The sequence below is a fragment of the Jeotgalibacillus sp. ET6 genome (assembly GCF_029667115.1).
GTDB lineage: Bacteria > Bacillota > Bacilli > Bacillales > Jeotgalibacillaceae > Jeotgalibacillus.
Window position 1 is genome coordinate 76654 of sequence record NZ_JARUIU010000003.1, and the last position, 15027, is coordinate 91680.

General features: G+C 42.4%; 13 protein-coding genes. 3 read left to right on the top strand and 10 right to left on the bottom strand.

What is annotated here, in order from left to right:
* Positions 1–24: 24 nt before the first annotated feature.
* Together P6709_RS09130 and P6709_RS09135 are read right to left on the bottom strand one after the other, a co-directional pair.
* Positions 25–381: a VOC family protein gene (locus tag P6709_RS09130; protein WP_278240611.1), complete on the bottom strand. Its 357-nt coding sequence runs from the start codon at positions 379–381 to the stop codon at positions 25–27.
* Positions 382–641: 260 nt separating this feature from the next.
* Positions 642–974: a four-helix bundle copper-binding protein gene (locus P6709_RS09135; RefSeq protein WP_278240612.1), complete on the bottom strand. Its 333-nt coding sequence runs from the start codon at positions 972–974 to the stop codon at positions 642–644.
* A 202-nt stretch (positions 975–1176) separates the two neighbouring features.
* Here P6709_RS09135 and P6709_RS09140 point away from each other — a divergent pair, with 202 nt between their 5' ends.
* Both P6709_RS09140 and P6709_RS09145 read left to right on the top strand, forming a co-directional pair.
* Positions 1177–2304 (top strand): ATP-grasp domain-containing protein, encoded by a 1128-nt coding sequence (locus P6709_RS09140; protein WP_278240613.1) that lies wholly within the window; start codon positions 1177–1179, stop codon positions 2302–2304.
* Positions 2301–3995 (top strand): methyl-accepting chemotaxis protein, encoded by a 1695-nt coding sequence (locus P6709_RS09145; protein ID WP_278240614.1) that lies wholly within the window; start codon positions 2301–2303, stop codon positions 3993–3995. Before P6709_RS09140 ends, P6709_RS09145 begins: the two co-directional genes overlap by 4 nt.
* A 368-nt stretch (positions 3996–4363) precedes the next feature.
* Here P6709_RS09145 and P6709_RS09150 read toward each other — a convergent pair whose 3' ends face one another.
* The 3 genes from P6709_RS09150 to P6709_RS09160 form a co-directional block, all read right to left on the bottom strand.
* Entirely contained in the window at positions 4364–5308 is a 945-nt protein-coding gene (locus tag P6709_RS09150; RefSeq protein ID WP_278240615.1) for an acetamidase/formamidase family protein, read from the bottom strand.
* Between the two features lie 403 nt (positions 5309–5711).
* Positions 5712–8369 carry an MMPL family transporter gene (locus P6709_RS09155; RefSeq protein WP_278240616.1) on the bottom strand — a complete coding sequence of 886 codons (2658 nt, stop codon included), beginning with the start codon at positions 8367–8369 and terminating at the stop codon, positions 5712–5714.
* A gap of 3 nt (positions 8370–8372) precedes the next feature.
* Positions 8373–8819, bottom strand: coding sequence for a MarR family winged helix-turn-helix transcriptional regulator (locus tag P6709_RS09160; RefSeq protein WP_278240617.1), 447 nt, complete (start codon positions 8817–8819; stop codon positions 8373–8375).
* A 218-nt stretch (positions 8820–9037) separates the two neighbouring features.
* Here P6709_RS09160 and P6709_RS09165 point away from each other — a divergent pair, with 218 nt between their 5' ends.
* Entirely contained in the window at positions 9038–9553 is a 516-nt protein-coding gene (locus P6709_RS09165) for a hypothetical protein (RefSeq protein ID WP_278240618.1), read from the top strand.
* Positions 9554–9847: 294 nt separating this feature from the next.
* On the opposite strand, the gene P6709_RS09170 is transcribed toward P6709_RS09165, so the two are convergent.
* The 5 genes from P6709_RS09170 to P6709_RS09190 form a co-directional block, all read right to left on the bottom strand.
* Complete coding sequence (locus P6709_RS09170) at positions 9848–10000, bottom strand: YpzG family protein (RefSeq protein WP_278240619.1); 153 nt, start codon at positions 9998–10000, stop codon at positions 9848–9850.
* 124 nt (positions 10001–10124) lie between these two features.
* Positions 10125–11984, bottom strand: coding sequence for an adenylate/guanylate cyclase domain-containing protein (locus tag P6709_RS09175; RefSeq protein ID WP_278240620.1), 1860 nt, complete (start codon positions 11982–11984; stop codon positions 10125–10127).
* Positions 11985–12007: 23 nt separating this feature from the next.
* Positions 12008–13204: an HD domain-containing phosphohydrolase gene (locus P6709_RS09180; protein ID WP_278240621.1), complete on the bottom strand. Its 1197-nt coding sequence runs from the start codon at positions 13202–13204 to the stop codon at positions 12008–12010.
* 102 nt (positions 13205–13306) lie between these two features.
* The gene (locus P6709_RS09185) at positions 13307–13753 is read right to left on the bottom strand and encodes a DUF4385 domain-containing protein (protein WP_278240622.1); all 447 of its coding nucleotides are present in this window, start codon (positions 13751–13753) and stop codon (positions 13307–13309) included.
* 198 nt (positions 13754–13951) lie between these two features.
* A complete protein-coding gene (locus P6709_RS09190; protein ID WP_278240623.1) occupies positions 13952–15022 on the bottom strand; it encodes an ABC transporter substrate-binding protein in 1071 nt (356 codons plus the stop codon).
* Positions 15023–15027 lie beyond the last annotated feature (5 nt).

Consider the following 15027-nt stretch of genomic DNA (forward strand, 5'->3'; position numbering starts at 1 on the left):
TCCTCCCGTCTTTTTAGTGTTCCGTTATTTCTTTTGTTCAATTAAACCGATGCCCAGCCCTTCAGGATCTGTAAAATATGCGAGCCAAAAATCATCAAATTCCATTTTTTCTGTCATATCGCGTGCTCCCCGGCGTTTTGCTTCTTTTAGTGTAAAATCAATAGAGTCTACTTGAATTTGTATTCTTGTGCCATGGGGATATTCCTCCGGACCCTTCGCGATTCCTCCACCAATCCCCCTGTCGTCCTTATTGCCTGTATGCACTGGCGTGTAGTCCCAATAACTGCTTTCCATCTGCCAGCCAAAGACAGTTGAATAAAAGTCCTTTAATTTCTCAGGCTGCTGACTGTTTAATTCAAAACCGACCACTTTCCCTGACATGCCCAACATCCCCCTTTTTTCAGCTGAACTATTCTATATGATTCATCATAACAATAATTCCCTCCTTCTTTCCTGTTCAATTCTAAATTTTCACAAAGTTAAAGTAAAAACTATCCTTTTTTGTGCTCTTAAAAAAATCCGTCCTGCATGTACGCAAAACGGATATCCATTAAAGGGAAGTGTTCTTTTTAATTGCAAATTAACAGGAGCTGCCGGGAAACCATTGCAAATCTTTTCCGGCAGCTCCCAGTCTGTGATTTTTATGCTGCTTTCCTGCAGGCTTCTGCGCATCTGAAGCAGGCTTCAGCACATTGACGGCAATGATCGTGGTGATCTGCATGCTTTTGGCATTCGTTTCCGCAGGCTTCACAAATTTCTGAGCATAAAGCGGCAAGCTGAGCGGTAAACGGAGAATTTCTGGAAATTGCCTGTTCCATAAAGGCACATATGTCAGCACACTCTCTGTCCAACCGGATGCATTCACTCACCATCTTCACATCATCTTCATTTAAACACGCATCAAAACAATAGTTGCAGGCTGCTGCACAGTCGTGTACGGCTTGAAGTAATTCACTAAGTTGTTCATGTCCCATTTTCATTTCCTCCTATCAATTAGTAGTTCTATTACTTTTCATTTCCTTTCTGATTACAACTAAACATTTCAAGTCCATTCATTTCACATTCAATAATACTTATATTTATAATCTTCTGAATTAATGTACTTTTGTAGTTCATATTAACTATTTAATCTCTCCGCCGATGAAATAAGTACTACGATTCGGAGGTGCTGAATTTTTGCTCATTTTAGATAGACAGATTGTTTCTCCTTTATTAATCCAAACAGCAATCAACCATAGTATTCCAATCTACTACAGCGGTGATACGCGGAAACTCGCACTTCCTTCCAATGGAAAAGTGCTCACTAACTCAGAAAGCTGTCTTTCCATTTTGGAAAAACAGCATCCAGGGCACTCTTTTACGCTCACATCCAAGCTAATGAAAAACAAAGCAGCTTTTCGGGAGTTCGCATCAGCCGTTAATCCCGGCTACTATTTTGCTTTACTGACGATGGAAGAGCTTCTTGCGAAGGATAAAAGCAACATCCCTTATCCGGTTGTGATCAAACCAAATAAGGGCTATTCAAGCGTAGGTGTATACATTGTTCACCGTGAGTCAGAATGGGGTGCTGCAGTAAAGGGATTGTATGCAGATTTGCTGCTGTCAAAAAGCATGTATTCCAATTCAGTGCTGGACGGGGAAGAAATTATCGTTGAACAGTGGATCGACGGAGATGAATACGCAGTAGATTGCTATATTAATCACGACGGCAAGCCGGTCATTCTCAATATTTTAAAGCGTATGTTCGCAGACGAGCATGACACTTCAGACCGGATTTATTATACTTCCGCTCCTATTATGCGAGAAATGAAGCAGGCGATTACAGACTATTTAACAGAGTTAAATAAGCAGTTAAATATCGTAAACTATCCTTTTCATTTAGAAGTAAGGAACAGTAAAAATGGAATTGTTCCGATCGAATTAAATCCATTGCGTTTTGCAGGAGCAGGAACGACCGATGTTAGTGATCACGCATTTGGAATTAAGGGTGCTGAGTACTATTTTGAAGATATGGAACCGCAATGGTCAGAAATTTTAACCGGGAAAGATGACGCTGTATATGGATTTTTCTGTGCCGAGCTGCCATCAGACATCAGCAAATCGCTCGTGCATTCAATCAATCACGAAGGGCTCAAAAAAGAGTTTTCACATATTCTCGAATACCGTGAAATCACCGCATCAGATGATCGGACATTTGCGGTTATATTCTTTAAATCCATGGATATGAACGAAATTCATCACTTGCTCTCTCTTGATTTGTCTCAATATATACAATTACTGCCGTCTAAGGAGCCTGTCATATGAAAAAGCTTAACCCAAAAAAATCACTTCGCACTCAATTATTTCTCAGCTTTATCGTACCGTTTATTTTTCTTGGTATGCTGGTATTCGGTTTTGTTCATTATCTTACAAATTATATTGTGGATGACCATGTCCTGCCTCAATTTGATCAGATTCTTCAAATTAACGGGCAGTATTTGGCAGATGACCTTGACGAAGCACTCATTTCAGATGCCATCCAAAATCCGGAAGAAGCTGGCGGCGAACTGACAGAGTCCTTGAATTCCTTTATTTCAGGCAAAGAAGGGATTGAGTATGTGTATGTTCTGACCAAGCAGGAAGGAACAGACTACATCGTTGCACTGAATGGCAGTGAGGAATCAATGATCGAGTCCCCTTTTACACCGGAGCAGGAACAGGCTTACACCTCTCAGGAAACCGTCTTAACCTCGATTTATGAGGATGAATGGGGCGTACATAAATCATATTTTATTCCACTGGCCGGAACGGATGCAGTGGTTGGGATTGATATGGATACAACCTTTGTCCACGATCTGCAGGGATTAATCTTGGTGTTTCAATTGATTTTACTTGCCGTTTCCCTGCTCATTGGCAGTCTGATCGCTTTCTTTATGGGCAGACAGATCAACAAGCCGATCCAATCCCTGCTCTCTTCCTTGAAGAAGATCAGCAACGGGGATTTATCAGAGGAAATTAACGTCAAACGTCAAGATGAAATTGGGACTCTTGCAGCTGGCTTTGAAGATATGCGCACCAGCCTGGTTCAGATCATCGGAAGCGTAAAAACAAACTCAAGCCAAATCAATCAAACGAGTGAAACATTGGTCCAGGCATTTGACGAATTGTCTGAAGCCTCCTCACAAATCGCGGTCGGCACAGGCGAAGAAGCCAAAGCATCTGAAACCCGTACACAGCACATCGATAATATTTCACAAGGCTTTTCTGTTATGGCAGATAAAATCGGAGATGTTACTCATCAAACGCAGCAAATTGAACATTTCACAAAAGAAACAGGCAAGATTGCTGAAAAAGGTTCTACTCAACTAAAAGAAATTTCAACACAAATCAACCGAATTCAGGAAAATGGACATGTCAGCTCCGGCCGCATTACGCTTTTAGGAGAAAAGATCAGCCAAATCAATGAAGATATTAAACTGATTAAAGATGTAGCAGATCAAACCAATCTTTTGTCACTGAATGCCTCAATAGAAGCAGCGAGAGCAGGAGAAGCAGGGAAAGGCTTTTCGGTCGTAGCTCAGGAAGTACAAAAGCTTTCCGGACAGACTGAGGAAACGGTATCAACGATTACAGCGATCCTAAGAGAAATCACGGATCAATGTTCAACCATGCTTCAATCAAACAATAAAGATAATGAAGAAATAAGCAATGGAGTGGAGCTAGTCACGACCAGCGGAGAACTTTTTGATCAAATTTTTCAGGCTGTCAACGAGCTTACTTCAAAAGTGGACACCATTGTAAACAGTGTGGAAGAAGTAAATACCGCTTCCACTGAGTCGATTAAATCCATACATGAAATTGCTGCTATTTCTGAAGAAGGTGTCGCAACCATTCAGGAAATCTCTGCTTCTTCCCAGCAGCAAAATGCAACCGTTGAAATGCTTCAGGAGCAAAACCATGAGCTGCAAAAGATGGCTCATTCATTGAATGATTTAGTGAAAAAATTTGTAGTGTGAAACAAGCTGGAAAGGAAGCTTTTTTAAAAGGGAAAGGTTCATTTCGAATGCTTTCAAGTTGTTTTCAGGGAAATTTATAAATATTATGCAAAGAACAAAGCGCCTGAGACACATTTGTCTCAGGCGCTTTGACCGGTTCACTGCGCTTCTGGCGGCCACTTTCCGCAGGGACGGCGCTGAGCCTTCCCAGGGCCTTGCCCTGAAAAGTCTCAGCTTGCCGTCATATCCTGCAGGAGTCGCCACCTTCCGCTCCGCTCACCTCATACTATTAATAAATACTGTATCATTTTTAAACTTCTTTTAGTTATGTCTCTACCTCTTCGAACGATTCACTGCGCTTATGCTGCAAGCATTCATGCTTCCATTTGTTAGACTTCTTTCAGTACCTTATGTGGCAGGACAGCGTGAACTCCTTTTACTCCATTTACGATTTGCGTGATTCTTAAATCCACGGTCACACTTGCTAAAGCCATCGCTTCTGTTTTTTCAAGGCTGTATTTCTCCTGCATAATTTGCAGAATTCCTTCGAGCGCAATGGCAGTCGCCTTGTTCAGGTCATCATCAAAGCCGAATGCCACCCATCCTGAAGGTGTATGCGCATGCGGCATGGTCAAAGTGGGCTGGTCGTGCAGCGTAAACGTCAAATCTACTTTATCCATTGGACATTCAATCGCGGTTCCGGAAACTTCTCCGTCTCCCTGTGCTGCATGACCGTCCCCCACTGAAAACAAAGCCCCTTCCACTTCAACCGGCAAGTAAAGCGTACTCCCCTTCACCAATTCTTTGCAGTCAATATTGCCTCCGCAATTTCTCGGAGGAATAGTGGAATGTGCACCTTCATCGGCAGGAGCATTTGCCATAATCCCCATAAACGGGGCAAGAGGAACAGAAAAAGACCGGTCTCCAATTTTTGCTTTTCCGGTCATGGTGTCCCGGTTCAATTCCCAGTCAACGCGAAGCTGAGGCGTTTCAGTTAAACCGACAATGGAGTTATGCCAGACATTTGCCCCGCCTGCTACATTCCAGCCATACCAGCTTGGGATAATATCATTTATTTTGATTTCCAGCATCATGCCGGGCTGAGCTCCTTCGATCCTGATCGGACCAATAAGCGGATGCCCCAGCCCATCTTCATTTTCACGTGATAGAAATTTCTCTTCTTTGCCATCTTCGTAAGTGTAGCCCCATTCCAGTCCGATCGTGTTTAGTTCAATGGAATCTCCCGATTGAATGGACATGATTGGTTCATAGTCCTTTGAAAATGTTCCATGCAGAAAATCGTTTTTCGCTTCTAATCGATGTGTAGTTGACATAGATTTCATCCTTCCAGATAAAATGGGGTTTTAAAGAAACTTTCCCTTTCCATTCATTTACCCGAAATTCATTTTTTCAAATCCTTACCAGCTGAATTCAGGAAGAAAGAAGCACGAGGATGAATTGGCATAGACATTAAAAATGAGCCTGGGACAAAAGTGTCTCAGGCTCTGCGACCGGTTCACTGCGCTTCAGGCGGATGCTTCCGCAGGGACAGGGGCTTAAGCCTTTTCAGGGCGTTTCCCTGTAAAGGCTAAGCTTACCGTCATATCCTGCAGGGAGTCGCCACCTTCCGCTACACTCACCTCATACTAATATATAAATTTTTCCTCATTTTAGTACTTTTCCCCAGTTATGTCCCAGCCTGCATATTTTCTACCTTCTTAAACCTAACCTCAGTGGTTATTTTTTCTTTTTAAACGGCCACCAGACACCGTTATCAAAGGAAACGGTAATTGCTGGTATAAGCAGCGGCAGAACAATTAATCCGTAAAGCAATAGGCCTGTAATTACAATGGTCGCAATTTGCACAAGGCTTAACACGCCTGAAGGCATCATCGCTCCGAATGTTCCTGCGAGTATAATGGCAGCGGTAATAATAACCGTTCCCATTTTTGCCATGGACACCTTCATTGCTTCCCGGACGCTTAACCCGCCAAGTGCTTCTTCTCTAAATCGGTCAAGCAGGAAGATGGAATAATCTACGCCTAACGCCACAAGCATCACAAATCCGAAAAATGGAACTGCCCAGCTGATGCCGTCAAAATCAAATACATTCACAAAGATTAGTTCTGCAAATGCAATTGAAGTAAAGTAGGTTAACAGAAGCGAGCCGATCATATACAGCGGCATTATAAATGACCGGAATAAGATGGCCAGCACAATAAATAAGCTGATCAGCATAATCGTAACCGTCTGAGTAAAGTCATTGGAGGAAATAACGTCCAGGTCACTGTTAATACTTGAAATGCCTCCATAAGCAATTTCTGCATCTTCAAATGGGGTGTCTACTACAACCCGATCCACTGTTGTTTTTATTCTCTCCACTGTTTCAATGGACTGCGGAGAATAAGGATTGTCTTCTAAAATCACTTCCAATTTTGTGCCGGTTTCTTCCCCTATCGCGTATCGGTCAAGCACCTGAACAAAATCTTCACTTTCAAGTGTTCCTTGAGGAATAAAGACGGCCGTGTCACGGACAGCTTCACTTTCACTCATTTCCTCCATAATCGTGACAGCACTCTCAAGTCCTTCAGAAATTTGTGTGAGACCTTCATTTGAAGCACTTACACCTTCAGCAAGCTGGGATAATCCTTCCCCAAGTCCTGCTGCCTGCCCGCTTTGTGCTTCAATTTGTCCCGCTGCACCGCTGATTCCTTCCTGAACGGCTCCAAGCTGCTGCTGAATGGCAGCGATTTGTTCAACCGTTTGCGGAATGTTTTGAGACTGCTGCAATCCTTGAGAAACAAGACCGAGCTGTTCATTAATTTGCCCAAGACCCCCAGCAGCTTCTCCAAGTCCTCCAGCGCCTTCCTGAGATTCACCTGAAGGAATCTGACCAGTTATTTCGTTCAGGCCTGCTTCGACTTCAGTTAACCCGCTCTGCACTTCACCAAGACCGTTTTGTGCTTCATCGAGCCCTTCAGTCAGCTGTGCAAGCTGGCGGTCAATATAGAAATCCTCAATGACTTCTCCTGTCGGCCGGGTAATGGCACGAACAGAATCGACACCCTCTACCTGAGAAATCTCTTCACTGATTAACTCAATATAAGGAACAGTACCTTCTGAAATAATATCTTCATCACTTGAAATAATCACCTGAGCAGGAAGGGAATCCCCGGCTCCAAAGCCGTCCTCAATCGCATTCAACCCTTTAACAGACTCATAATCACTGCCGATTTCATCCACGGTATTGTACGATAAATCATCGTCATAGGTGAACAGCAGCGGGATGGTAATAATCGCAACGACCGCCATGGAAATTAACGGCCGGTTAACGGACAATCCGCTCAGCCGTGTCCATAATTTACTGTCATTATGGGAAACAGATTTTTTAGACGGCCAGAACAGTTTTTCTTTCAGTACGGCCATAAAGAATGGAACAATCGTAAATAAAACAAGCAGCAGCACGGCAATTCCAACAGAAACCGCTACAGCTGATTTGAATATCGGGAAATCTGCAAAGCCAATCGCAAAGAAGCCGATAAACACTGCAAGTCCGCTGATCAGCAGCGTTCTTCCCGCTGTTTTATACGTATTTACAATCGCTGTTTCAACCGGCTGCCCAGCTGACAGCTCCTCTTTATACCGGCTTAAAAGCAGAATGCAGTAATCTGTCCCGATCCCAAACAAAATAGCTACCAGGAAGATCTGAGTATAGTTGGAAACCGGAAAGCCAAACCAGTCAATAAAAAACGATACGATGGATTGACTGATCAAATACGTAAGCCCTACTGCCACCAGTGGAATAAATGGCGTCACAACAGAACGGAATACCGCAAGAAGCAAAGCAAAAATTAACACTACAGTGATAATTTCCGTCCGCTCAAGCCCTTCCTGCGCACTCAGATTTACATCATTATTGATCACAGCTTCTCCTGTAAGGTACGCTGTAGTTTCTTCCCCAATGATGTCTGATCGGATGCTTTCAACAAGTTCTATAATCTCTTCATTTGTGCCTTCAACCGTAACAGGAACTAAAACTGTCTGCTGATTTTCCGACACAAGCTGGTCTTCAATTTCCTCACTTTCAAAAGGATCAAGAATATCCGTTACGGGAGCCCCGAGTTGCTCAAGCTCCTCCACAATCGCGCCGATTTCTTCCTTTGAAGCCTCATTTAATTCTTCATCTAAAGGAAAAACAAGCGAAATCGTATCCTGCCCTGCTCCGGCATTTTCCAGGATTTCAGCAGCGCGCTGAGAATCAGCATTTTCCGGCAGCTGAAACGTTCCCGCTTCCTCAGCCTGCTGTGTAAGATTAGGTGAAATTAAAAATAATAAGACCGTTACAACGACTAAACCAATGGCGATTGGCCATCTCCACTTAATAATCTGATTCACGAATTAAACACCTTCCCATTTTAAAATTTCCCTGATTTTTTTAAAGGTTACGACAAATTGGTTAAGCTCTTCGTCGGTTACCTGATCGGAAAAAAGCTTTTCCACATACTCATAAACAGCCTGATCCGATTGCCGCAAAACCTTTTCACCCTTTTCCGTCAGCTTAATCAGTTTGGTCCGCTGATCCTCTGAGGATTTTATAATGTGAATCAGTTCTTTTTCCTCGAGTTTTTTGATTCGGCTTGACACAGCACTTTTATGTACCCCCTGTAAAGAGGCGAGCTTACCCGCAGGCATAGCCCCGTTTTTGCTGATCATTTTCATCAACTGCAATTGTTCACGGGAATACTCCTGCCAAACAGGTGAATCCACTGATTTTAAAACACGTTCAGTCCCGTGCACCATCACATCTTCAAATAATTCGACTGCTTCAATCAGTCGTTTATCCATCTAGTTTACCCCCTAAACTAATCTCCTTATTTAGTTTAGGGGGTAAACTGTTTTCTGTCAATAGCATTCTTTTAATCTACTATTTTGGTTATGCTAATAAAGGTAATTTAATCCTGATTGTCGAAATAAAGGATAAAAATAGGTTGTCTAAGTTCACGAGATAATTATGTTCTGATTAAATTAACGGAACAGTTTAGTGAAACAAAGAGGAGAGAGTTATGAAGAAAAACATAGTTGTATTGCTTGTTTTTTTGGTTCTTATTATAGGTTTTTGGGGTGTATTTAACTATATAAGCCATAATGGTGAATTTACAAAATTGAGTCATTCAACGTTAGGAAGGGAACGTTTTGAAGACGGCAATGCCCATTATTTTGATTATCATTTCAGATGGGAAGGTATGGGAAATCCCATTATTGAAAAGGTAGAATTTGTAAAAAGCGATGGAACTATTGTGACTAAAGAGGATGATGAAATTCGTATCCATCCTTTTATTTCAAGCTCTGAAAGTATTGGAGTGCTTGATGAAGAAACGACAATCAAAGAACGGTTACTTAATGAATTAGTTGAAGTTAAATCTTTTCAAGTTGACGAAGATTTTCATCTGGTATTACGTGTAGAATTAAATGTTATTAATCTAAAGAATGATATAAGTTCGTTAAGAATTACGTATAGAAATTTTGGAGTAACACACTATCAATATATTCCATTTGATGATGGGATTGTAACGAACTAATATTGATTTTTCGCTAAAGGATGTTAGTGAAAGAAGCCATTAAAAACAACATTGAACTTTAAATACAGCCTATGTTTTAAATACGCGAGTCTAAAATTTAAAAAAGTGCCCGGAACAAAAATATATCTCAGGGCATCCTCCGCTCCGCTCACCTCTAATTAATCCTTTCTACTGCCTTATGTTTCTAAAATTTATTTGATACGTCCCAGCCTATTCGCAGAATTGTTTTTTCATTCATTTGCTTCATACAAGAATAAAAAAGCAAGACCCGGAAAATTTCCCGGGTCTTGCTTCTTACCGGCGTCCGGATCTCGGAACTCTCCGCAGTTTAATATCGTGCTGGGACATTTCTGTCTGACCATTCACTTGCGAGGACGCATGCTTTGGCCGTGTCCAATTGTGGTGGAATTTCTGAGATTGCGGATCTAATTGATCTTGTGTGCTCATCGACTCACCTCATATACAGGATAAAAAACAGGATACTCTCGTATCTTTCTTAGTATGCGATGATCCCTTAAATTTATGTTATAAGAGGACGGTTTCATTAAAGTACTTTGTGTACCCCTTACGCTTACTTCCTGCCTGCCGCCTGCAGCTGCCTCGCTTTAGCATCTCCAGCATACGTAATATTTTTCAATTGAATAAGAGTGATTTCCTCTTCTATCCCGTTTAGTTGGGTATTCACCTGAGAAGATTCGTACCGAAAAGGAGAAACAAATGGTGAAAGCAGCTTCCATGCATTCCGGCTTATTACGATATCGTTTCCTTCACTCTGCTGCTGAATTCGCGCGGCAAGATTGACCGTGTGACCAAAATAGTCCAGGAGATCGTTAGCATTTACTGCGATAGTGGGCCCTGTAAACAATCCAAGCTTGATGGATAAAGAAGTATTCTTTTCTTTGTTATAGGTCCTGATCCCTGCCTGTATTGCAAGCGCAGCAGAAAGGGCATCGTCTGATCGATTAAAGACCGCCATAACAGAATCGCCTATGGTCTTAATGACGGCCCCTCTGTTTTTTGATATATGCTGCTTTAAATAAGCAAAATGCTCATCCACCTGCCGATACGCCATGGCGTCCCCAATGTTCTGATACAGTGAGGTAGAGCCCTGAAGATCGCTGAATAATACGGTTAAGGATTCAATGCCAATCTGCTGATCAGGGGAAAGCACTTCTTTTGAAAAAAGATCCCGGAAAAGCTGCTGGGAAGTGACCATTTGGGCTGTGGCCGCCTGCTCATCCCAAACGGTTTCCTCAAACACAATGGTAATTTCTTTTTCAGTACTGTTCCTAATTTCAAGGAACCCGCCTTGATCAGGAAAATCAATACAATTTTTGTCCCACCCGCCTGGACCAAATACCACTGAAGAACCGCAATCCTCTCTATGATAAACAATATGATTATGCTTCAGCACCCTCAGCCTCATCTCTTTTTGAAATGGGGGAATTCGTATCTTCTTCTGGTCGGACGGTTTAATTCGATGCTGCGCAGTAATATGAGGAGAGGTCATAGGGCCTCCCATACAGTAGGTTTGGTCAGCAGCCTTTCGCACAGCCGGATGAACGGAAAAACGCATTTCAATATATTGATCAAAGTTTGTTTTAAAGTCGATCCCGCAAAGGTCGCAGTGAACCTGACTGGTGACACTTGATAAAGTGGAAACGGTCACTTTCGGCACCCGGCAGTTTGGACACATTAAGCTCCATGACTGGATAAGAAGTCCTTTTTTAGTGGCATGAAGACATAAGGCCAGAACCTGCTCTCGGTCCTCGTTCCATTTTTCAGCCAGGGCATATGGCTTCATCTGCAATACCTCATCATCCCCGTATAAAAGCAAATGATCTTTTAAACGTTCAACCAGATGGATATTGAATCCTTCTTCCGCCAGTTCTTCGCAAATGCGGAAAAGACGATCCTGGTCAACCTGAAAGGATTTGGTCATCTGGGGCAGCTGTTCTGCCGTGCTATTTTTAGGAGTGGCAAGGTATAAATCAACATAGTTCATAATCTTTCTGACGGGAGGTACACCTGCAATCGGAATAGCTGCATACCCCGCAAGAGACGCCGGAGTAAATTTGGCTATGCCGATCACTTTCGTGCCCATTGTTCCATCGTCTACTGGATGATCTGCACATTCAATGCTCCACAGCAGCCGTTTAATCGGCCCTTTTACATATACTCTTTCTATTGAATAGATTTCTTCCTTCACCCATTCGAAAGGGAACTCCTTCCATTTTAGCGGAATAATTCCGAACGTCTTAGCCTCTGCCCAGCGGAACATAGCATCATCAAGAAATTGTGCAGGTGAAAAATGTACGGAAAAAAGACCGGAAACGCGGTTTAAATGCTCTGTATTGGATAAAAGCTCCCACACCTTTTTACGAGGCAGTGCGTATGTTTTTTCAAAAACATAAATCCTGTCTTTTAACAAAGGATTCTCCCCTTCCTGATTAACTATGCATGTCCGTCCTGGTAAGCGCTTTTTATTTTAAGAAACGTATCCAGATTTCTCAGGAAAAGGTCCACCAGCGCAGGATCAAAATGCTTGCCGCGTTCTTCTTTTATTAACTGAATAATCGCCTCCATAGACCATTCTTCTTTGTAGACACGGGCAGTACCAAGTGCGTCAAAGACATCTGCTAAAGCTGTTATTCTCCCATATAAATGAATGTTTTCTCCGCTCAATCCACTTGGGTAGCCTTTGCCATCCCAACGTTCATGGTGCTGCTGGGCGATTGTAGCCGCAGCTTTTAAAATCGTCCGTTTTGACCCTTTAAAAATGCCATACCCGATGCTTGCATGGGTTTTCATTTTTTCAAATTCTTCCTGAGTTAATTTTCCGGGCTTTTTTAAAATCTCATCCGGGATTGAAACCTTGCCTATATCATGCATGGGGGAAGCAAGTTCAATAATATTGCATTCTTCTTCGCTTAAGCCGCAAAGAGAAGCAAGTAATCGGGAATATTTTGCTACCCGCTTCACATGCTGGCCGGTTTCCTGAGATCGGTTTTCGCTTATTTCACCCATTGTAAAAATTATTTCCTTTTGCGTTTCAATCATTTCCACATGCAGCATCGCTTTTTCAATGGACTGGCCTGTATAGGAGGCAGCAAGTGATAAATGCTTCACGTCTTTTTCTGTAAATCTCCCTTGCTCTGTCAGCTTGTTAATCGCCTGATAGACACCAATGAGATGTCCTTCATCATTACGGATCGGAATGCAAAGAACTGACTTTGTTACATAGCCTGATTCTTTGTCTATGTCAGCATTAAACCGGGGATCTTGATACGCATGATCCACAACGACCGGTTCACCAGTGGAAAGGGCATACCCAACAAGGCCGGAATCAGCCGGCACTTCAATTCTGGCCAGCCCATGAGACACTTTTGCCCAAAGCAAATTCTTCTCCTCATCCAGCAGCCAGAGTGTGCAGCGGTCAGCCTGTATCAATTTTTTTCCCAGATCCGCCATCAGCAAATGGAGCTTATTTAAGTTATTTTCATGTGCAATTTTTGCAGCAAAATCAAACATAATCTCAAGCATTTCTTCTGCCTGAAGCTCCGTCTGCTTTTTTTGGACTTCCACATTATCCTGCCTCATGTCCCATCCTCCAAAATAGGTGTAATCAAACTCTTTTATGTGATAAAACACTCATTTCTCCTAATATGAATAATGCTTTTATTATACCATATACAAGAAATATAAGTCATATTACCTAATAAAAAAAGCCTGCAGCCCTCTGCAAGCTTCCCGTTATCCATATTTTTTCTGATGGTCTTTTTTTGCTTTTAAATATTCTTCATCTTCCCTCACGATAATCCACTTCTTTTCAAAAATCGCTGCTGATTCTGCTTTTTCATCATTTATTTGACGGTCTTTTATTTCCCCATCTTTATCATATTTGCTGCCACCTTTATAGTTGGCGTAGCGTCTCGCACGGGTATAGCCCATCTGAATAAATTTTCTGGCCATATCCATCCCCACAAAGTCATTTTTTTCTTTATACTCAAGAAACATTTCATAAATTTTTTCAGAGGATTCCTTCGCTATATCAGGAGTTTTAAATCGCCAGTGCGGTAAAATCTCACCCTTATAGGGCTCCACCATCAATACACCCTGCTCTCCTCGCCCAACCCTATACAATTCAGGCTGCTCACGGAAATCAATTTTATCGAAATCAAGATCATAATCAAACGCCATATTTATTCCTCCCTTTCTTCAACAGTACCCCCCAACTCAACCCGCTTAACGTTTAGCAGCACAATCAGGTTGAATTATAAGTTAGATATGCGGGGAGTATGTTGGGCGATTCCCTGCAGGATATGACGTCAAGCCTCCGTCTGAAGCGCAGTGAAACCCGTCAAAAAGCCCGAGACACATTTGTCCCGGGCCCTTCTTTTAGTTATATTCCCCCAAAATTTCTACAACTTCTTCGGTTAATTTCGTATCGATCGCCTCATCAAAATCGATTTCTCCCTGAATGGCGCCATTATCTTTGTACAGTTCATACTGCTCACGAATATTATCAATAAACATTTTCCCATCAGGATCAAGACCCGTAACAAATACATCCTCCCAGACCGCTGCATCCTTCAGCGCAGTGTACTGCGTCATAATGTTTATAATTTCATCCTTATCCTGACCTTTGGTAAAGGCATCGTTATAATCCCTTACTCCCTTTAAATAAGCAGCCATAAAGCGGAGAGAAACATCTTTTTCTTTGCCTATGAAATCCGGAGATCCCAACACCATGGCGATTTGTGCTTCTGGTGCAAAGTCCGTTGCATCACCTAAACGTACGTGAATTCCATTTGCAATTCCCTGCGTAATAAGGGGCTCAATTTGCAGAGCTGCATCGATCGATCCGTTTTCAATAGCCGCAAGCATATTCCCAAAGTCCGGCATCAGAACAAATTCAACTTCGTCCTTAGCTAAACCGGCGTGCTCAAGCATATCAAAATAAATGTATTCATCTAATGCGTTTTGAGAAGAAACCGCAACCTTCTTCCCTTTCAGATCGCTGTAATCCTTAATTTCCTCCTGTTTATCTGCACCGATGACAAAGGTGAAGTATGATTTTCCTTCTACATTATGACCTTTGTCTGCCACGATTTTTACATCAATTCCTTGCGCTATCGCGTTAAAGAATGATGCAGAAGAAATACCGCCGGCAATGTCCACTTCTCCGGATGCAAGAGCCGGCAGCATATCATCACTATTGGCAAATGTGGCAAACTCGATTTCGATATTGTAGTCGTCAAAGTATCCCTTTTCATTTGCAATATAAAAACCCGCTCCTGATGCAGCTCCGTCCTCAGCGATGACGACTGTTGTTTTTTTGCTTAAAGGAGATAGATCACCGGATGGATTTTCTTTGTCTACTCCTTCTCCCTCATCACCACCCGGTGGATTTGAGCACCCCGCCAACAACATACATAAAACCCCTGCAATGCCGATCCATTTTTTCAACGAAA

What these genes read in the sequence shown, in the direction of transcription:
- P6709_RS09130 (WP_278240611.1), bottom strand. Translation starts at nt 381, where the DNA reads ATGTCAGGGAAAGTGGTCGGTTTTGAATTAAACAGTCAGCAGCCTGAG.
- P6709_RS09135 (WP_278240612.1), bottom strand. Translation starts at nt 974, where the DNA reads ATGGGACATGAACAACTTAGTGAATTACTTCAAGCCGTACACGACTGT.
- P6709_RS09145 (WP_278240614.1), top strand. Translation starts at nt 2,301, where the DNA reads ATGAAAAAGCTTAACCCAAAAAAATCACTTCGCACTCAATTATTTCTC.
- P6709_RS09150 (WP_278240615.1), bottom strand. Translation starts at nt 5,308, where the DNA reads ATGTCAACTACACATCGATTAGAAGCGAAAAACGATTTTCTGCATGGA.
- P6709_RS09160 (WP_278240617.1), bottom strand. Translation starts at nt 8,819, where the DNA reads ATGGATAAACGACTGATTGAAGCAGTCGAATTATTTGAAGATGTGATG.
- P6709_RS09165 (WP_278240618.1), top strand. Translation starts at nt 9,038, where the DNA reads ATGAAGAAAAACATAGTTGTATTGCTTGTTTTTTTGGTTCTTATTATA.
- P6709_RS09170 (WP_278240619.1), bottom strand. Translation starts at nt 10,000, where the DNA reads ATGAGCACACAAGATCAATTAGATCCGCAATCTCAGAAATTCCACCAC.
- P6709_RS09185 (WP_278240622.1), bottom strand. Translation starts at nt 13,753, where the DNA reads ATGGCGTTTGATTATGATCTTGATTTCGATAAAATTGATTTCCGTGAG.